14 protein-coding genes and 2 pseudogenes are annotated in these 19,098 nt (G+C 72.3%); 10 read left to right on the forward strand and 6 right to left on the reverse strand.

The features are described from left to right. Position 1: 1 nt before the first annotated feature. On the forward strand, positions 2-697 hold the full coding sequence (locus tag M6G65_RS10810; protein ID WP_238196675.1) for an HD domain-containing protein: 696 nt from the start codon (positions 2-4) through the stop codon (positions 695-697). 4 nt (positions 698-701) lie between these two features. On the opposite strand, the gene M6G65_RS10815 is transcribed toward M6G65_RS10810, so the two are convergent. Next, positions 702-2,228: an MDR family MFS transporter gene (locus tag M6G65_RS10815; RefSeq protein ID WP_238196676.1), complete on the reverse strand. Its 1,527-nt coding sequence runs from the start codon at positions 2,226-2,228 to the stop codon at positions 702-704. Between the two features lie 350 nt (positions 2,229-2,578). Here M6G65_RS10815 and M6G65_RS10820 point away from each other — a divergent pair, with 350 nt between their 5' ends. Then, positions 2,579-3,796, forward strand: a complete 1,218-nt coding sequence (locus M6G65_RS10820; RefSeq protein WP_238196733.1) for a TIGR03862 family flavoprotein — start codon at positions 2,579-2,581, stop codon at positions 3,794-3,796. 9 nt (positions 3,797-3,805) lie between these two features. Here the strand turns inward: M6G65_RS10820 and M6G65_RS10825 are convergent, their stop codons facing one another. Continuing rightward, positions 3,806-4,654 (reverse strand): collagen-like protein, encoded by an 849-nt coding sequence (locus tag M6G65_RS10825; protein ID WP_238196677.1) that lies wholly within the window; start codon positions 4,652-4,654, stop codon positions 3,806-3,808. Positions 4,655-4,885: 231 nt separating this feature from the next. On the opposite strand from M6G65_RS10825, the gene M6G65_RS10830 reads away from it, so the two are divergent. From M6G65_RS10830 to M6G65_RS10845, 5 genes and pseudogenes are all read left to right on the forward strand, one after another. After that, positions 4,886-5,665, forward strand: a complete 780-nt coding sequence (locus M6G65_RS10830) for an ImuA family protein (RefSeq protein WP_192708331.1) — start codon at positions 4,886-4,888, stop codon at positions 5,663-5,665. Continuing rightward, positions 5,592-5,990 (forward strand): annotated as a pseudogene (locus M6G65_RS33720) (Y-family DNA polymerase); the annotation flags it as partial. The gene M6G65_RS10830 and the pseudogene M6G65_RS33720, both read left to right, overlap by 74 nt. 1,205 nt (positions 5,991-7,195) lie before the next feature. Continuing rightward, positions 7,196-7,468, forward strand: a complete 273-nt coding sequence (locus tag M6G65_RS10835; protein WP_250103920.1) for a DUF6504 family protein — start codon at positions 7,196-7,198, stop codon at positions 7,466-7,468. Beyond that, complete coding sequence (locus M6G65_RS10840) at positions 7,465-10,758, forward strand: error-prone DNA polymerase (protein WP_238196679.1); 3,294 nt, start codon at positions 7,465-7,467, stop codon at positions 10,756-10,758. The genes M6G65_RS10835 and M6G65_RS10840 overlap by 4 nt, the downstream gene beginning before the upstream one ends. A gap of 44 nt (positions 10,759-10,802) precedes the next feature. After that, positions 10,803-11,267: a hypothetical protein gene (locus M6G65_RS10845; RefSeq protein ID WP_192708329.1), complete on the forward strand. Its 465-nt coding sequence runs from the start codon at positions 10,803-10,805 to the stop codon at positions 11,265-11,267. Positions 11,268-11,306: 39 nt separating this feature from the next. Here M6G65_RS10845 and fae read toward each other — a convergent pair whose 3' ends face one another. Beyond that, positions 11,307-11,846 carry a formaldehyde-activating enzyme gene (gene fae / locus M6G65_RS10850; protein WP_012318995.1) on the reverse strand — a complete coding sequence of 180 codons (540 nt, stop codon included), beginning with the start codon at positions 11,844-11,846 and terminating at the stop codon, positions 11,307-11,309. Between the two features lie 62 nt (positions 11,847-11,908). Beyond that, positions 11,909-13,150, reverse strand: a complete 1,242-nt coding sequence (locus tag M6G65_RS10855; protein ID WP_250103921.1) for an NRAMP family divalent metal transporter — start codon at positions 13,148-13,150, stop codon at positions 11,909-11,911. 79 nt (positions 13,151-13,229) lie between these two features. On the opposite strand from M6G65_RS10855, the gene M6G65_RS10860 reads away from it, so the two are divergent. Further along, positions 13,230-13,445 carry a hypothetical protein gene (locus tag M6G65_RS10860; RefSeq protein ID WP_238196681.1) on the forward strand — a complete coding sequence of 72 codons (216 nt, stop codon included), beginning with the start codon at positions 13,230-13,232 and terminating at the stop codon, positions 13,443-13,445. An 18-nt stretch (positions 13,446-13,463) separates the two neighbouring features. Here the strand turns inward: M6G65_RS10860 and M6G65_RS10865 are convergent, their stop codons facing one another. Then, on the reverse strand, positions 13,464-13,934 hold the full coding sequence (locus M6G65_RS10865; protein WP_238196682.1) for a hypothetical protein: 471 nt from the start codon (positions 13,932-13,934) through the stop codon (positions 13,464-13,466). Between the two features lie 236 nt (positions 13,935-14,170). Between M6G65_RS10865 and lexA the strand changes: the two are divergent. After that, positions 14,171-14,892 (forward strand): annotated as a pseudogene (lexA, locus tag M6G65_RS10870) (transcriptional repressor LexA). Here the strand turns inward: lexA and M6G65_RS10875 are convergent. Beyond that, positions 14,886-17,168: a ComEC/Rec2 family competence protein gene (locus tag M6G65_RS10875; RefSeq protein ID WP_238196684.1), complete on the reverse strand. Its 2,283-nt coding sequence runs from the start codon at positions 17,166-17,168 to the stop codon at positions 14,886-14,888. The pseudogene lexA and the gene M6G65_RS10875 sit on opposite strands and share 7 nt — an antisense overlap. 173 nt (positions 17,169-17,341) lie before the next feature. Here M6G65_RS10875 and gltX point away from each other — a divergent pair, with 173 nt between their 5' ends. After that, the gene (gltX, locus tag M6G65_RS10880; RefSeq protein ID WP_250103922.1) at positions 17,342-18,769 is read left to right on the forward strand and encodes a glutamate--tRNA ligase; all 1,428 of its coding nucleotides are present in this window, start codon (positions 17,342-17,344) and stop codon (positions 18,767-18,769) included. The last annotated feature ends 329 nt before the right edge of the window (positions 18,770-19,098 follow it).

Below are 19,098 nucleotides of genomic sequence, written 5' to 3' on the forward strand. Positions count from 1 at the left end.
CATGAGCATCCGTTCCGAGGCCGCCATCCCCGACAGCACCCTCGCTCGGGCGATCACCGAATTCGTCCGCGACAGCGAGACCGAGCTGCTCTTCAACCATTCGAGCCGCGTCTATCAGTTCGGCGCGCTCGCCGGCGCGCATCGCGGCCTGACCTTCGACCGCGAGCTGCTCTACGCGGGCGCCATGTTCCACGATCTCGGTCTGATGCCCGAGCACAGCAGTGCCGAGGAACGCTTCGAGGTCGATGGGGCCAACGCCGCGCGCGACTTCCTGAAGGCGCACGGCGTGCCCGAGGCGGAGGTCTACACCGTCTGGACGGCCATCGCGCTCCACACCACGCCCGGCATTCCGGTTCACATGCATCCGGTGGTCGCCCTGGTCACGGCCGGCGTCGAGATGGATGTGCTGGGGCTGACCTACAGCCAGTATTCCGATGCCGAGCGGGAGGCGGTCGTCGCCGCCTTTCCCCGCACGGCGGATTTCAAGGAGGACATCATCCAGGCCTTCTACGACGGCATCCGGCACAAGCCGGACACCACCTTCGGCAACGTGAAGGCCGATGTCATCGCCGACAAGGAGCCGGGCTTCCGCAAGGGGAATTTCTGCAGCGTAATCCGCGCCTCCCGCTGGCCCGGCGGCGCGCATGCGGCGGGCTGCAGCTGCGGCCAGCACGGCGACGGAGCAGGCCCGGTGTGACCCCTCAGGCCGGCTTATCCGGCCCCCGACCGTCCATCCTCGGCGAGCTGCGCCCGCCGAGGGGGCGCTCTTCCATGAGCGACAGGAACGTGAAGGCCAGCAGGAGTCCCAGGCAGGCGGCCAGGAACACGAACCGGAAGGTCAGGGCGAGCTGCGCCGGGTCGGCGCCGCGGATCAGGCTCTCCACGTCGTGCCCGCCTGCGCCATCCGCGGCGCCGCCGAGCACGATCGTGCCGAAGGCCGCCACGATCAGCGCCCCGCCGAGGGACCGGAAGAAGTTCATGGAGGCGGTGGCGATCCCGAGTTGGTGCCGCGCCACCGCGTTCTGGATCGCGATGGTGGAGAGCGGCAGGATCGTCCCGATCCCCATGGAGAGCAGCGCGAACAGCAGCTCCATCAGCCAGAAGGGCAGCGCCCGCCCCTGCCACGCGATGACCGCGCAGCAGGCGAGGCTGACGCTCATCATCGCCAGCGGCACGCGCTTGTAGTGCCGGAAATAGATCATCGACCGGCCCGACAGGGTTGCGCCCGTGACGGTGCCGACCATCAGCGGCACGAGCGCCACGCCGGACTCGCTCGCCGACAATCCGATCACCCCTTCGAGGAAGATCGGCACGTAGATCGTGAGCCCGATGAACGTGCCCATGGCGAAGCAGGCGGCGAGCGTCGCGCTGTAGACCACTTGATTCCTGAGCACCTCCGTGGGGATCAGCGGCTCGGCCGCCGTGGCGAGCCGCGCCGCGAAGCCGGCGCCCAGAAAAGCCGCCAGGACGAGGAGACCGAGGACAGGTGCGGAGGTCCAGGGATAGCGCACGCCGCCCCAGCTCAGGGCCAGCAGCAGGGCGATCGAGCCCGCGACCATCAGGGCGGCCCCGGGCCAGTCGAGCCGGTGCTGGCGGTCGTGACGCGGCAGGCGCTTCAGGTTGGCGTTTGTCAGCGCGAAGGCGAGGACGCCGATCGGCAGATTGATCCAGAAGATCAGCGACCAGTGCAGGTGCTGGGCGAAGAAGCCCCCGAGCAGCGGCCCCGCCACCGAGGCCATCACGAACACCCCCGCGATCACCACTTGGTAGCGCGCCCGCTCCTTGGGCGACATGATGTCGGCGAGGATCGTCTGCGATAGCGCGATCAGCCCGCCGCCGCCGATGCCCTGGAGGCCTCGGGCGAGCGCCAGAGTCACCATCGTGGGGGCGAGGGCGCAGGCGACCGACCCGATCACGAAGGTCGTGATGGCGATCAGCAGCATGATCCGCCGGCCGTGGATGTCGCTGAGCTTGCCGTAGAGCGGGGTCACCGCCGTGGAGGCCAGCAGGTAGGCGGTGACGATCCAGGGGAGGTTCGCGGCGTCGCCGAGATCGAGCCCGATGGTCGGCATCGCGGTCGCCACGATCGTCTGGTCGAGGGCCGCGAGCAGCATCGCGGTCATCAGCCCGAAGACGATCGCGCGGATCTCGCTGTGGCTGAGGCGGTCCTGCGGGGCGGGGGCAGCCGGCTGCGCGGGGATCCCGGGGACGGCGATGGGGCTGCCCACGTGTGTCTACCTCAGTCCGGGCCGCAGACCCGGCCCGCCATCCGGGGCGGAGGGCGATGCTGGGCGGCAAGCGAGAAGGGATGCGTCGATGGGCCCTCGATCGAGGGAATAACCGATCTACGCAAGCTGGAGAGCGGAGAAGAACGTATCTGCGGGGCGCCTGAGTTCCCATCGCATCGTTGAGGAACCTGCCGAGCGCGCAGCGCACGGCTCCTCCCGGCCGGGACGGACCGGACACAGGAGGCGGTTCGTCCGGGGCAGATCCCGCGGCCCGACATCGTGACGCGCGGGCCTGCCGTTTCGGACCATCCGCCTTGACAGGGACCCACGGCCTGCCGCTCTCCGGTCGGATGCCGGATTACACGACAGACATCGCCATCGTGGGTGGCGGTCCCGCCGGTCTGGCGGCGGCCGAGGTGCTGGCGCAGGCCGGCCGCGCGGTCACGGTCTACGAGCGTATGCCCTCCGTGGCCCGCAAGCTGCTGATCGCCGGCCGGGGCGGCCTCAACCTCACCCACAGCGAGCCGCGGGCCGATTTCCTCGCGCGCTATCATCCGGCCGGCGCCCTGGACGCCGCCATCGCGGCCTTCCCGCCCGAGGCGTTGCGGGCTTGGTGCGCGGAACTCGGCGAGCCGACCTTCGTCGGGTCGAGCGGGCGCGTCTTCCCGCAGAGCTTCAAGGCCTCGCCGCTGCTGCGGGCGTGGCTGGCGCGTCTCGACCGCCTCGGCGTCCGGATCCGCACCCGCCACCGTCTCACGGGGATCGCCGAGGCGCTTCAGTTCGAGACGCCGGATGGTCCCCTGGCGATCCGGCCGCGGGCGACTCTCCTGGCGCTCGGCGGGGCGAGCTGGCCGCGGCTCGGCTCTGACGGACGCTGGGTGCCGCTCCTCGAAGGGCTCGGCGTGGCGGTGGCGCCCCTGCGCCCGGCCAATGCCGGGTTCGCGGTGGCGTGGTCCGACCTGTTCCGGGAGCGCTTTTCGGGCACGCCGCTGAAGCGGGTCGCGCTGGCCTGCGACGGCGCCGCGGTGCGGGGCGAGGCCGTGGTCACGGAAGCCGGCCTCGAGGGCGGGGCCATCTACGCGCTCTCGCGCCCCCTGCGCGAGGCGATCGCGGCCGGAGGCAGCGCGCGGCTCGTCGTGGATCTCCGCCCGGACCTGACCCAGGAGGCCCTCGCCCGCCGCCTGTCCGGCGCTCGGCCGGGGGACTCGGCCGCGACCCGGCTGCGCAAGGCCGCGGGCCTCGCCCCCGTCGCGGCGGGGCTGCTGCGCGAGGCGGCCGGCGCCGCCCTTCCGGCGGATCCCGGGGCGCTCGCCGGGCTGATCAAGGCCGCGCCGCTCACACTCACCGCCTCCGCGCCGATCGAGCGGGCGATCTCGACGGCGGGCGGGGTCCGGCTCGACGCCCTCGACGGGCGGTCCATGCTGCGCGACCATCCCGGCCTGTTCCTGGCCGGCGAGATGCTCGACTGGGAGGCCCCGACCGGCGGCTACCTGCTCCAGGGCGCCTTCGCGGGCGGCCGCGCGGCCGCCGCCGGGATGTGCGACTGGCTGCGCGACACCGGCGGCTGAGGCCTCGTCTCAGGGCCGCGTACAGAAGCCGACGATCCCCGAAGCCTCGGCCGGGCAGCTGGCGCCCTCTCCGTCGTAGACCGGCGTGCCGGCCTTGAGGCAATGGGCGGTGACGAGCGCCTCACCGGCCTCGCAGGTGATCATGCAGCCGCCCGCGCAGTCGGGCTTGCGCACCGGCCGCAGCGTGGAGGCCGCGGCTTCGCCCTTCGGGCCCGGCCCACCCTGCGGTCCGGCTTGGCCCCTGGAACCCGGGGGCCCCTGGAGGCCCGGGGTCCCCGGCTCACCCTTCGGACCCGGTGCGCCCTGCGGACCGACCGGACCCTGAGAACCGGCATCTCCCTTCGCGCCGGTCTCGCCCTGAGGCCCCGTCTCACCCTTGGGTCCTTGATCGCCCTTCGGACCCTGATCCCCTTTGGGGCCGGTCTCGCCGGGCGGCCCCGCGGCGCCCTGAGGGCCGGGCGGTCCCGGAGGACCCTCGGGGGCGCAGTTCGCGATGGCGGCCTCCCGCTCGTCCGGATCGGATTTCAGCGTCACCACGCAGGTCGACGGCCGGTAGGGCAGCCGGAAGGTGAAGCGTCCGCGCCGGTCGGCCTGAATCGAGATGTCGTCGTCCATCACCACGATCGCGCCCGGCTTGCGCACCGAGCCGGAGATGCGCAGGTCACCGGCCTCGATCCGCGCGTCGTAGACCATGATCGGCTGGCTGGGGACCTGCGGGCGCCGCACCTTCGGCCGGGCCGGGCGCGACCGCGCGGCGGCGGCCGGGTCCGGGCCTGCGGCCCCCGGCGGATCCGGCTGCTGGCCGAGTGCTGCCCCCGACAGGGTGAGCAGGATCATCAGGGCGAGGGCTGGGCGCATGCGCGGTCCATATCGACCGCGTCAAGCACGCGGCGGCCGCCTATTGGTCTCGCGCCACGGTTGGGGTCAACCGTGGCCGTCGAAACCGCTCGTCGCGGTGATTCCACACACGTCCACAGCCATCCACAGGCCAAGCCCCTGCGGCGGTGCGCAATTCCGCGGCCGCCCGGAAACGGTTTGTTTGTGTTCCTGTTATGTTCCTATCGTCCAGCATGATCGGAGCCGACGGAGATGGGGCTGGACCCTGCGGACGAAGCCGAGCGGCAGCCCGCGCGCAGCGAGTCCCGAGAGCGGCTGGCAGCCCTGCGGGCGCGCCTCGCACCGCCGGTCGACGGCCGGGACCGACGACCGGTCCTGCCCCTGGGCCTGCCCGCCCTCGATACGCACCTGCCCGGCGGCGGCCTCGTCCTCGGGCCGCCCCACGAGATCGCGCCGGCCGAGCCCGCGGACGCGATCGCGGCCCTGGGCTTCGCCCTGGCGCTCTGCGCTCGCCATCTCGCCCTGGAGCCGGGCGAGGCGCTGATCGCCGCCGCGCCCGGCCAGCCCCTGCCCTACGGGCACGGCCTGGCCGGCCTCGGCCTCGACCCTGGCCGTCTGCTGCTTCTGGAGGCCGGCAGCGATGCCGAGGTGTTCCGCGCCCTGGAGGCGGCCCTGCACGCGCGGGCGCTCACGGCCCTGATCGGCCTCCTGCGGGACGGGATGCCGCTGAAGCCGGGCCGGCGCCTGCAACTCGCCGCAGAAGGATCCGCGCCGCCCCTCCTGTTGATCCTGCGGCCGGCACCCGCCGGGCTGCCCAACGGGGCCGCAACCCGCTGGCGGATCGCCGCGGCACCCGCGGCGCGGGACCGGTTCGGCACCCTCGACCGGCCGCGCTGGCGGGCGCGGCTCGAACGCTGCCGCAACGGGCGCGGCGGCGACTGGCTTCTGGAGTGGGACCATGCCGCGCATCGTCTGCATCTGCCTGAGCCACTGGCCGGTGACGCGGCTGCGACGGGCCGGTCTCGCGCCTGAGCGCGGCCCGCTTGCGGTGGCGGCCGAGGGCCCTGGCGGCCTGCGGCTCGTGGCCCTCGATCCGGAGGCCCGCGCCCTGGGCCTGAACCCCGGCGAGCCCCTCGGCCGGGTCCGGGCGCGGATCGGCGTGCCGCTCCAGATTCACCCTGCCGACCCGGCCGCCGATCGGGAGTCCCTGCTCCGGCTCTGCCGCTGGGCGTCGGCCTACGCGCCCCAGGTGGCGCCGTTCGGGCCGGCCGAGGCGGCGGACGGGCTCTACATCGACGTCGCCGGGGCGAGCCACCTGCGCGGCGGCGAGGCGAACCTCGTCGCGGATCTGGCCGCCCGGCTCGCGCGGGGGAACATCCCGGCGCGGATCGCCCTGGCCGACACGCCCGGTGCCGCCTTCGCGCTGGCCCGCCATGGCGAGGCCGACCGGATCGTCGTTCCGCCGGGCGGCGCTGCCGAGGCCCTGCGGGACCTGCCCGTGGAGGCCCTGCGCCTCGATCCCGACATGGCCGCGGGCCTCCGGCGGCTCGGCCTGCGCCGGGTCGGCGCGCTCGACGCCCTGCCTCGCGGCCCCCTCGCCCGCCGCTTCGGCGAGACCCTGCTGCTGCGCCTCGACCAGGCCCTGGCGCGCCGTCCTGAGCCGCTGGCGCCCCTGTCGGACGCCGCCGCTTACGCCGCCGCCCGCGGCTTCCTCGACCCGATCGGCCGTCAATCGGACATCGTCCGGACCGCCCGGGACCTGATGGCCGAGATCGCCCCCCGGCTGGAACGGGACGGCCTCGGCGCCTGCGCCCTGCGCCTCGCCCTGCACCGGGTCGACGGCGCGGTGCGCGCCCTCGATCTCGGCCTGTCCCGACCCGAGCGCGATCCTGAGCGGGTCGCCGCCCTCGTTTCCCTGCGCCTCGACCGGCTGGGCTCCGCCCTCGATGCCGGCTTCGGCTTCGAGACCGTGGCGCTCGCCGTGACGGTGACGGGGGCCATGTCGGCCCGTCAGACGGAATTCGATGCGGAAGCCGCGGGCGACGGGGTCGGCTACCTGGCCGACGCCCTGGCACAGCGTCTCGGGCGGGCGCTGCTCCGGCTCGAGCCTCGGGCGAGCCATCTGCCGGAGCGGGCCGACCGGGGCCGCGTCTGGGTTGCCGGAGAGGGGCACGGATCGTCGGCCGATCAAGGCGTCGGCCGGCCACGGGCGCGTCTCCTTCCCCCTCTGCCGCCGCGGGACTGGTGGATTCCGACATCGGGGCCGGCAGGGCGGCGTCAGGATCGCTCACAGGTCCCCTCTCCCGTGGGGGAGAGGGACAGGGTCCGGATCGAGAACGGTCCGGAAAAGGCGCACCCTCTCAGTGCGGTGATGGCGTGCGCCGTTCTGTGCCTTCTCGTCCCTCACCCCAACCCTCTCCCGCACGGGAGAGGGGGCCGGTCGCGCTCCTTCACCAAGGTCGGCGCCCGACCGAGATGGGTGAACATCGCTGCGCAGAGGTGGCAGGGAAGGCGCCTGCTATCCCCTCCCCCTGGCCCGACCACCTCCCACCTCGCCCCCTGGTGCTGTTCCCCCGGGGCGAGGCCGCCTGCGACGTGCTCTCGACCGTCCCGGAGGGGCCGCCCAGGCGCTTTCGCTGGCGCGCGCAGATCCACCAGGTCACCCATGCCGAGGGGCCGGAGCGGATCGCCGCCGAATGGTGGCGCGAGCCTGGAAAAGACCGCGACTATTACCGCATCGAGTGCGAGGCCGGGCACCGGCTCTGGCTCTACCGCGACGGCCCGCACGCGCCCGACCGACCGGCCGCGTGGTACGTCCACGGGCTGTTCGCGTGAGCGGCTCGGAAAACGTCCCCTACGCCGAACTCGCCGTCACCACGAACTTCTCCTTCCTGCACGGCGCCGCGCACCCGCAGGAATTCGTGGTGCAGGCGGCTTCCTACGGCCTCAGGGCTATCGGCATCGCCGACCGCAACACCGTGGCTGGCGTTGTGCGGGCGCACGCGGCAGCGCGGGCGCTCGAAGCGGAGGGCCCGAAGATCCGGGTCCTGCCGGGGGTGCGCCTCGTCACCGAGGAGGGGTTCGAGGCCGTCACCTACCCGATGGACCGGGCGGCCTGGGGGCGCCTGTGCCGGCTGCTCACGCTCGGCAACCGCCGTGTCCGCAAGGGCGACTGCCGCTTCTCCTTCGCCGAGTTGCTGGAGGCTGCCGAGGGGCAGATGTTCATCGCCATGCCCCCGGCGCGGCGCCTGCCGGAGGGTTTTCGGGCGCGGCTGGAGGCGCTCGCCGCCGCGGCGCCGGGCCGGACCTTTCTCGGAGCGAGCCACACGCGGCGCGGCGACGAGCGGCGGCGCCTGGGGCTGCTCGCGGAGCTCGGCGCGGCCTCGGGCGCCCCGATGGTCGCGGTTTCGGACGCGCTCTACCACCATCCCGAAAGGCGCCCGTTGCAGGACGTGGTCACCTGCATCCGCGAAGGCTGCCGGATCGAGGACGCCGGCTACCGCCTGGAGGCCAATGCCGAGCGCCACCTCAAGCCCGCCGCCGAGATGGCGCGGCTGTTCGCCGATTATCCTGAAGCGCTCGCCCGCACCGTCGAGATCGCCGAGGCCTGCGACTTCAGCCTGTCGCAGCTGCATTACGAGTATCCGGAAGAGCCCGTGCCCCCCGGGCGCACGCCGCAGGAATATCTGGAGGAGAAGACCTGGGAGCGGGCGCGCTGGCGCTATGCCGGCGACATCCCGGATCCCGTCGCGAAGACGCTGCGCGACGAGCTGCGGCTCATCGCGACGATGAACTACGCCCGCTACTTCCTGACCCTGTTCGACGTGGTCGAGTTCGCCCGCGGACAGGGCATCCTCTGCCAGGGCCGGGGCTCGGCGGCCAATTCCGCCGTGTGCTTCTGCCTCGGCATCACCGCGGTGGACCCGTCGAAGCACCGACTGCTCTTCGCCCGCTTCATCTCGGAGAATCGCGGCGAGCCCCCCGACATCGACGTCGATTTCGAGCACGAGCGCCGCGAGGAGGTGATCCAGCACCTCTACGCCCGCTACGGCCGCGAGCGCGCCGCCCTCTGCGCCACGGTGATCCACTATCGCCCGCGCATGGCGATCCGCGAGGTCGGCAAGGTCCTGGGCCTGACCGAGGACGTGACCGCGGCGATCGCCGACACGGTCTGGGGTTCCTGGGGCACCGGCATGCCGGACCAGCACGTCCGCGAGGCCGGCCTCGACCCGGAGAACCCCGCGATCCGGCAGGCGCTCGACCTCGCCCACCAGCTGATCGGCTTCCCCCGCCACCTGTCGCAGCATGTCGGCGGCTTCGTGCTGACCCGCGGGCGCCTCGACGAGACCGTGCCGGTGGGCAACGGCGCCATGGCGGACCGCACCTTCATCGAGTGGGACAAGGACGACATCGACGCGATCGGCCTGATGAAGGTCGACGTGCTGGCGCTCGGCATGCTGACCTGCCTCAAGCGCGGCCTCGATTTTTTGGAGAAGGATCACGGCACCTTCTACGCGACCCTGGCCGACCTGCCGCAGGACGATCCCGAGACCTACGCGATGCTGGCGAAGGCCGATTCCGTCGGCGTGTTCCAGGTCGAGAGCCGGGCACAGATGTCGATGCTGCCGCGCCTCAAGCCCAAGGAGTTCTACGACCTCGTGGTGCAGGTGGCGATCGTGCGTCCCGGCCCGATCCAGGGTGACATGGTCCATCCCTACCTGCGCCGCCGCTCCGGGATCGACCCGGTCGAGTACCCCGCGCCGCATCCGGAGCACGGCCCGGCGGACGAGCTGAAGGAGGTCCTGCAGAAGACCTACGGGGTGCCGCTGTTCCAGGAGCACGCCATGCAGATCGCCATCACGGCGGCGGGCTTCACCCCGGCCGAGGCCGATGGCCTGCGCCGGGCGATGGCGACCTTCCGCCATGTCGGCTCGATCGGCGGCTTCGCGGAGAAGTTCGTCGGCGGCATGACCCGCCGGGGCTACCCGACGGACTTCGCCGAGCGCTGCTTCGCCCAGATCCGCGGCTTCTCGACCTACGGCTTCCCGGAGAGCCACGCGGCGAGCTTCGCGCTGCTCGTCTACGCCTCGGCCTGGATGAAGTGCCGGCACCCCGACGTCTTCCTGGCCGCGATCCTCAACGCCCAGCCGATGGGCTTCTACCAGCCGGCCCAGCTGGTGCGCGACGCCCGGGCCCACGGGGTCGAGGTGCGGGGCGTCTGCGTCAACGCCAGCGACTGGGACTGCACCCTGGAGCCGGCCGGGAATCCCGCGCTGCACGCCGTGCGGATCGGCCTGCGCGTGGTGCGCGGCCTGCCCGAGGCCGCGATGCGCCGGCTCGTGCGGCTGCGGGCCAACGGCTATGCCAGCATCGAGGGCCTTCAGGCCGCCCTCGCCCTGCCCCGCAACACCCTGGAGCGCCTGGCCGAGGCCGATGCGTTCCGCTCGCTCGGCCTCGACCGGCGCGCCGCCCTGTGGATGGTCCGCACCCTGGAAGGGACCTCGGCCCGCAAGGCCGCGAAGGCCGATGGCAGCGCGCGCCGGGCTCATCTGCTGGACGCGCCCCTGCCGCTCTTCGCTTGGCACGCCGATGACGGCCTGTTCCGGCACGAGCCGGCGGTGGAGCTGCCGTCCCTGGCCCCGTCCGAGGCGGTGGCCGAGGATTACGCCGCCACCGGCCTGTCCCTGCAGGGGCACCCGGTCGCGTTCTTCCGGGGGCGCCTCGCCCGGATCGGCGCGATCCCGGCCCGGGCCCATCTCGATCCGGCCCTGCCCCAGGGGGCGCGGGTCACGGTGGCGGGTCTCGTGCTGATCCGTCAGCGGCCGGGCACCGCCAAGGGCGTGGTCTTCCTGACCCTGGAGGATGAGACCGGCATCGCCAACGTGATCGTCTGGAAGGCGGTGTTCGAGGCCAACCGCCGGGCCGCCATGCAGGCCCGGTTCCTCGCCGTGCGCGGCCGGATCCAGCGGGCGGACGGGGTGGTCCACCTCGTGGCAGAGGGGTTTCGCGACCTCACCGCATCGCTCCGCGACCTGCGCGAGGCCGGCCTGAAGCTGCCGCCCGAGACCACGGATTTCGGCGTGCCCCCGGACCGGCGCGTGTATCGAAGCCGGGATTTCCACTGAGACCCGCCCCTCGACAGGCCCCGCGCCGCGCGTAGAGTGCGGGGATGTCGAGCTTCGCCGTTCCGCGCCTTCTCCTCGCCGCCTGCGCGGCCCTGCCCCTCCTGGCGGAGGCCGCCCGGGCCGACAGCTGCGACGATCTCACCCGCCAGATCGCCGGCGCGATCGGCGGCAAGGTGGGCAAGCGCGCCGGCCCGAGCATCGACATCCGCATGGCCGGGCCGATCAAGTTCGACGTCACCTGCCGGGCCGAGCCGATCGTGCAGGCGACCTCCGCCGAGCCCGCCCCCTCGGCGACCTTCTTCCGCGATCTGTCGGTGGCCTCGGAGATCCTGATCGGCGAGTCCGCCGCCACCGTCGAGCCGATCATCACCAACGCCTACCGGACCTCGCTGGCGGAGCGGCGCAAGTCGTTCATCCAGCAGAACGGTTGGTCGGCCTCCTGCTACACCGACCCGGGCAGCAGCACGATGCGGACCCTCTGCTCGGTGGGGCGCATCCCGCCGGGCTGAGGCGGACCTGAGCCGGCAGGATGCGTGGCGCGGGCCTGATCAGTACTCGATCACGCCGTCGAGCGCGTAGTGCTTCACGGTCTTCCGGTTGGCGATCAGCTCGTCCACCGTCGGCTCGCCCTTGAGAGCGCGGGCGATGGCGAGCTTCGTCGCCTCGTAGTTGGTCCGGTAGAGGTCCTTCTGGTCGAGGTTGTCGTCCTCGGCGCAGCGCGGGTCGAGCCAGATCATGATGATCATGCACAGCTCGTCGAGCCCGTCCTTGGGCAGGATGCCCTCGATGATGCAGTCCACGATCGCGTCGCCGGTGGCGGCCTGGACCACGCCGCCGAGGAGTTCGACGTACTCGGCCGTGTGGATCGTGGCCTTGGTGGTCATCATCGTGGCCGGGCGCACCAGCTGGTTGAGGTCGCGCACTACGAACATCCGCGTGTGGCCCTGCACCTGCCCCATCATCGATGCGAAGGCCTGACCCACCGGACCGCGCACCGAGCCGATCAGCACCTCCGGCATGGCGTCGGTGTACTGGCCCTCGGCCGCCAGCACCGTGGCCTCGCCCGCGCGGAACCAGATCTCTTGCATGTTCGAACTCCACCTGATCGGAGCCCGCGGGAGACATCATCGGAGGGCTTGCGTCAATCGCCTCAGAGCAGACCGACCCCGTCGAGCACGCCGACCAGCGCGAAGGCGATGGTGAGCCCCGAGACGGCGTAGACCACCCATTTGTAGGTGCCCTCCACCCGCCGTCCCGCCGGCAGGGCGCGGGTTGCGAGCAGGATCAGCAGGCCGAGCGCCAAGGGTAGGAGCAGGGCATTCATCACCTCCACGGCAATGTTGAGCGCCACGAGGTTCGGCACGAGCTGCACGGCGAAGGCGCCCGCGGCGACCACGAGCGCGAAGGCGCCGTAGAAGGCCGGCGCCTCCCGGGGCGACTGCGCGAGGGAATGCGGCTTGCCTGTCACGTCGCCGAAGCCCCAGGCCAGCGCCAGCGCCACGACGTTGAGCGCCACGAAGGCCGCCGCGATGATGCCGATCCCGAACACCACCTGCCCGAGCCAGGGCCCCAGCGCCGGCGTGAAGGCGCCCGCGAGGTCGCCCACGGTCTGCAGGCCCTCCTTCGTGCCCTGGCCGGCCTTGCCGATCGTGGCGGCGGCCGCGATCAGGATCGCCCCCATCACGCATTGCGAGATCACGGCACCCACGAGCGTGTCGAGCCGCGAGCTCCGTGCGTGGTCCCAGCCGAGGCCTTTGTCGGCGATCGCCGATTGCTGGTAGAAGATCATCCACGGCATGATCACCGCGCCGATATTAGCGGCGATCAGGACCCGGTACTGGCCGTCCCCGAGCGGCATGTGCCCGAAGGAGGCGACGATCTCGGCCACGTTTGGCCGCGCCGCGATGGCGAGGCCGAGGAAGACCAGCTCGAACAGGCCGACGACGATCGCCACCACCTCGACCCGCCGGTAGCTCCCGGTGAAGACCAGCCCGAGCAGCAGGACCGCCGGCAGTCCGAGGCTCACGAGCCGGGGCACCCCGAACAGGTCGCCGATGCCGGCAATGCCGGAGAATTCCGTCACGATGGCGCCGATCCCGGCGACCACGAGGCCGCCGTAGGAGATCCAGGCCCAGACTGGTCCGTAATGCGCCCGGATCAGCTCTCCGTGGCCGCGGCCCGTGGTGGTGCCGAGCCGTACGGTCAGCTCCTGGACGACGTAGAGAATCGGCACCAGCAGGATCTGCAGAAGCAGCAGGGAGTAGCTCCAGCGTGCGCCGCTCTGGGCCGCCGTGATCAGGCTGCCGACATCCGTGTCGGCGAGCATCACGACGAGTCCGGGGCCCGCGGTCTTGAGGAACGCGTTCAGGCGAGGCAGGGAAGCGCTTGGCACGGCTCGGGAACAGGCCCGGGCACGGCCGGTTCCGGCGGGCGCCTGCGGCGTTTTCCCGGGCAGGCGGGAGGAACGTGAAATGGCGGAGAGCGCGGATCGAGGCTCCGGCTGGAGCCTTCAGGCGAGCGCCGTACCCGATGGGGTGCGTCTGGAACTCGCCCTGTCCGACCTGGGCGGAGGTCCGGTCACCGCCGCGATCGTGCTCGACCGGGCGGAGGCCCGGGCCTTCGCCCGCGCGCTGCTGGCCGCCGCCGGAGATGCGGCGGAACGGACCTTCCCGAAGCCGGGCGTTTGAGAGCCCGCCGCCGACGGATCAGCGCGGGCCGAGGCCCGGGTTGCGACCCGGAAGGCGCGGCACCACCGTGCCCCGCTTCTCGATCGGCGCGTCGCACGCATAGGCAAATTCGGTCTTCAGCGGATCGAACACGGTTTCGCCCGTAATCCGGCAATCCTCCCGAACGGTCTCGTCGAGATAGGCGCGGGCCGCGGTGCGGAAGCGGTTCACCCGGCTCGCCGCCGGCTCGGGATCGATCCGGACCTCGCTCAGGTTGCACCCGGCATATTCACGCAGGGCATTGGAGACGATGAGCATCCGGCGCAGCTGCCGGTTGTCGTAGACCTCATAGGGCTCCTTGCAGCCGATCGTGACCACCTGCGGGGTGAGCGCGACGTAGTTGCGGGAGATGTACGAGAACCCCGTGGTGCAGCCCGCGAGCGCCAGACCGAGTGAGGCCAGAGTCAGGGCCGTCAAGGCGGGAGGCAGCAGAGCCGCGGGTCGTCGCATCCTCGTCATCCCAGCCCGATCTCAGCCCGCCCCGGCTCCGCCGCCCTGTCCGGCGGCGTGTGGGTGCATTGAAACGGCTCCGCTTGCGCCGTCAATTCGTTTCTGCCTCGGACCGCGGAGCCATCGAAAGCGTGGCCGTATGACGCTTGCGGAACACTTGCGGAACGTTTAACCTGTTCGTGATTTGTTTCAGAGACCGTCCCGAGGCGGTCCGCCAAGCCGCGAGGCCCCCGTCGATGCTCACGCGCAAGCAGCTGGACCTCCTGCGATTCATCCAGAGTCGCATGCAGGAATGCGGCGTTCCCCCTCCTTCGGCGAGATGAAGGATGCGCTCGACCTCAAGTCGAAATCGGGCATCCACCGTCTGATCACGGCTCTGGAGGAGCGCGGCTTCCTGCGGCGCCTTCCGAACCGGGCGCGGGCCATCGAGGTGATCCGCATTCCCGAGAGCCTGACGTCCCCGGTTGCCGCGGCGCCGGCGGAGCCGCGCCGCTTCACGCCGAGCGTGGTCGAGGGCGGCAAGTCCAAGCAGCCGCCGCTGCCCGCCAATGCCCGCATGATCGACGAGGCCGGCCGCGCCGTGTCGATCCCCGTTATGGGCCGGATCGCGGCCGGTACACCGGTCTCGGCGATCCAGAACCAGAGCCACGCCATCACCCTCTCGCCCGACTTCCTGGCCGGCGGCGAGCACTACGCCCTGGAGGTGCGCGGCGACTCGATGGTGGAGGCCGGCATCCTCGACGGCGACCTCGTGGTGATCCGCAAGCAGGACACCGCCAATACGGGCGACATCATCGTGGCCCTGATCGGCGACGAGGAGGCGACGCTCAAGCGCCTGCGCCGCCGCGGCTCCTCGATCGCCCTGGAAGCCGCCAACCCGGCCTACGAGACCCGCGTCCTGGGTCCTGACCGCGTCCAGATCCAGGGCCGGCTCGTCAGCCTCGTCCGCCGCTACTGAAGCGGGTCGGCCGGCGCGTCGCTCGGGGCGGGGTTGGCGCCTGCCGGATCGTCCTCCGTCGCGGCCATCCCGCCGGAGGCTTCAACAGGGGAATCCGTCCCGGTCCGCGTAGAGTTCGGTAGGCCAGGCACCGCACGCGCACGCCAGGGTATCGTTCGGTCGTCGGTCCGGGCGCCTTGAATCGCGAAGCCATCCGGTCCGGCGCGCAGGGCCACGGCCCCGTGGCTGGCGAGGAAGCGTCGGTCGATGACCAGCGGGCCCGTACAGGTCGGGGGCGCCGCAAGGCCCGTGATCAGCACGGCGGCTCGGGCGCAATCCTCCGGGAAGGCGCGCTGGTCGCGGACCAGGGCGACCGCCCGGCCGTCCGGCAGGATCGCGGTGCAGCCGAGCCGGTCGCAGCGCCCGCCCACGGAGGGGCGGCTCCGCGGCTCAGGCGTGCGGTTATCGCCGTCCGCCTTCAGCCATTGTTCCAGGACGAAGCCGGAGGGATGTCCGAGCGCCGAAAGGCGTCCGTCGGGACCCCGCACCGCGGCGCCTGCGCCCTGCCGGTCGACGTAGAGATCGTAGCGCTCCGGCAAGGCCGCGAGGCCGAGGCCGAGCAGGAGCGGCGGTAGGGCGAGCCAGCGCAGCCGCGAGACCGGCAGCGTCGCCAGCAGCAGCCCGGCCGTGAGCAGTCCCAGTGTCCCGGTTCCGAACGCCGGCAGTACCAGCGTTGCCCGCTCGAACCCGGCAATCCATTCGGAGATCGCCAGCATACCGCCGACCGCCTGGCCCATGAGCCACCAGATTGGCCGGTCGAGGGCGAACGGGTAGGCAAGGATCCCGATCACCGCGGAGGGCATCACCACCAGGGAGACGAGGGGCAGTGTCAGCGCGTTGCCGATCAGCCCGAACGGCTGGATCGTCTGGAAATGGTAGGTGGCGAAGGGGGCGGTGGCGATCTGCGCCACCAGGGTCGTCGCCAGGGTCCCGGTGACCGCCGACAGGCCGGTGCCGGCGATCCGCCCGAGCCGTCCCGCCCCGGGGCGCACGAACAGCCGCCCGTCGATCAGCCGCGCGCAGGCGATCAGCCCCGCCACCGCGCCGAACGACATCTGGAAGCTCGGGCCGAGCAGGCCCTCGGGCTCGCGGGCCAGAGCGATCAGCGCGGCGAGCGCGAGGTTGCGCATCGACAGGGCCGGCCGGTCCACCAGGATCGCGCCCAGCATGATCAGGGTCATGATCAGCGAGCGCTCGGCCGCGATGTCCCAGCCCGAGAAGGCGCAGTAGGCGGTGACCCCGATCATCGCGAAGCCGGCCGCGATCTTCTTGATCGGCCAGACCAGCGCGCAATGGGGGATCAGCGCCAGGGCCGCCCGCACCAGCCAGAACACCACGCCGGCGGCCAGCACCATGTGCAGCCCCGAGATCGAGACCACGTGGTAGATGCCGGCGGCACGCAGCGCGTCGTTGGTCGCCGGGCCGATCAGGCCGCGCTTGCCCGTCACCAGGGCCGCCGCCACCGCGCCCGCCTGGCCGCCCTCGGCCTGGGCGATCCGCCGGGTGAGCGCATTGCGGGCCTCGTCCAGCATGGCGGCGAGCCTGAGGCGCAAGGGCGGTGCGACCGACGGCGTCTCGATCCGGATCGCGCCGAGCAGCGAACCCACCGCGCCGATCCCCTGGAAATAGGCGTCCCGGGCGAAGTCGTAGCCGCCCGGGCGGGCCGATTCGGGCGGCGGCAGCAAGCGCGCGGTGGCGGCGATGACATCTCCAGGGCGCAGGGGCGGCGCCTTGCGGAACGAGACCCGCACGCGGGTGGGCCGCAGATCCGGCGCGAGGCCCGCGAAGGTCTCGACCCGGACGATCAGCCGGGCTCCGACCTCGCGCTCATCCAGGGCCTCGATCATCCCGGTGAGCGGCCCGATCGTCGTCCGGGCGAGGATCGGGGCGGCCACCTGCGAGACCCGCCAGGTTGCCGCCGCGAAGCCGAGGAATCCGGCCGCCACTGCGAGGGCCAGCGCCAGCGCCGCCGGTCGCGCGCCGAGAAACGGGATCGGCGCCGCCGCGAGCGCCGCCCCGGCCAGCGGTGCGGCCAGAACCGGCGTGCCGTCGACGGCCGCGAAATAGACCAGGATGCCGGTGCCGAAGGCCACCGCCAGCCAGGGGAACAGACGGCGCTGCTCGGCTTCCCGGCGGAGGCCCCCGGCGATCCAGGCGCCGATCGCCGGCCCGGCCAGGGCGCGCGGGCCCGGCAGCGCCACCGCGCTCCCCGCTGCCCTCGCGCCGATCCGCCGCATTGCCGCCGCCCCGATCCGCGCGACCTGTGCGGACGGTCGAGCGATTCCTCCGACGATTCTTAACGCACTGCCGGCCTCGTGCTACAGCCGGTGCTTCGTGCTACGGGCGCCGTGTCGAGCCCTCGCCGCTCTCCGCCTCCGCTCCGCGACCCGCCCCCGAACACACCGGACCGATGTCCTCAGCCGTCGTCACGCGCTTCGCCCCCTCGCCCACCGGCTACCTCCATATCGGCGGAGCCCGCACGGCGTTGTTCAACTGGCTCTATGCCCGCCACACGGGCGGCACGATGCTGCTGCGCATCGAGGACACCGATCGCGAACGCTCCACCAAGGGCGCGATCGACGCGATCCTCGACGGACTCACGTGGCTCGGCCTCGACTGGGACGGCGACGTGGTCTTCCAGTTCGCCCGCGCCGAGCGCCATCGTGCCGTCGCCGAGGAACTGCTGGCGGCCGGCCGCGCCTATCATTGCTACGCCACCGCCGAGGAACTCACGCAGATGCGCGAGACCGCCCGCGCGGAGGGCCGCGCGCCCCGCTACGACGGCCGCTGGCGCGACCGCGATCCGTCGGAGGCGCCCGCCGGGGTGAAGCCGGTGATCCGCCTGCGCGCGCCGATCGAAGGCGAGACCGTGGTCGAGGACGCCGTCCAGGGCCGGGTGACCTGGGCCAACAAGGACCTCGGCGATCTCGTCCTGCTGCGCTCGGACGGGACGCCGACCTACATGCTCGCCGTCGTGGTCGATGACCACGACATGGGCGTCACGCAGATCATCCGCGGCGACGACCACCTCACCAACGCGGCCCGCCAGAGCCAGATCTTCTCGGCGCTCGGCTGGGACATTCCCCGGATGGCCCATATCCCGCTGATCCACGGGGCCGATGGGGCCAAGCTCTCGAAGCGCCACGGTGCATTGGGCGTCGAGGCCTACCGCGATCTCGGCTACCTGCCGGCGGCCCTGCGCAACTACCTCGTGCGGCTGGGCTGGAGCCACGGCGACCAGGAAGTCTTCTCCACGGACGAGATGATCGCGGCCTTCGACCTGGGATCGGTCGGGCGCTCCGCGGCGCGGTTCGATTTCGCCAAGCTCGCCAACCTCAACGGCCTCTACATCCGCACCAGTGCCGATTCCGACCTCGTGGCGGCGATCGAGACCATCCTGCCGAATGTCGGCGCCGAGCGCGGCCTGTCGGCGCCGCTGCAGCCCGATCTCAAGGACAAGCTCACCCAGGCCATGCCGGGGCTGAAGGAGCGGGCGAAGACGCTGATCGAGCTCCTCGACAGCGCCTACTATCTGTACGCGCAGCGCCCCCTGGCGCTGGACGACAAGGCCCGCGCCCTCCTCACCGACGAGGGCCGCGCGCGGCTCGCCGGGGTGCGCCCGGCGCTCGAGGCCCTGCCCGCGTGGAGCGCGGCGTCGACCGAGGACGCGGTGCGTCAGTACGCCGAGAAGGCCGGCTGCAAGCTCGGGCAGGTCGCCCAGCCCCTGCGCGCGGCGCTCACCGGCCGCACCACCTCCCCGCCCCTGTTCGACGTGATGGCGGTGCTCGGTCGGGACGAAACCCTCGCGCGCCTCGGCGATCAGGCGCCGCAGAGCTGAGGTGCGCGGGGAGACGCGCGGTCGCGGGGCGACGACTGCGCCGCAGGGCCCGGAACCGAGAATCAAGCCGCGCCCAGCAGGGTTCGCCTTCGGCACTCCGGATGACCGGGCGGCTGTTGCATGCCGTAATCGGCCGCGCCGCCGCGAGCCCGCAGCCCGGTCTCCACGCACGCTCGGGAACCCTGTGCCCCGGCCCGGATTTCGCTTGGTGGAATTTGCTTGGCGTCGGGGTCCGGTTGTCACCGACCCCGTTGCTGCTGCAGTGCCGTTTGGGTAACCCATGCCTGTGAGCACCCGCAGCATAATGCGTGGTGCTCAGGCCCCCGGAC

The sequence above is a fragment of the Methylobacterium tardum genome (assembly GCF_023546765.1).
Classification (GTDB): Bacteria; Pseudomonadota; Alphaproteobacteria; order Rhizobiales; family Beijerinckiaceae; genus Methylobacterium; species Methylobacterium tardum.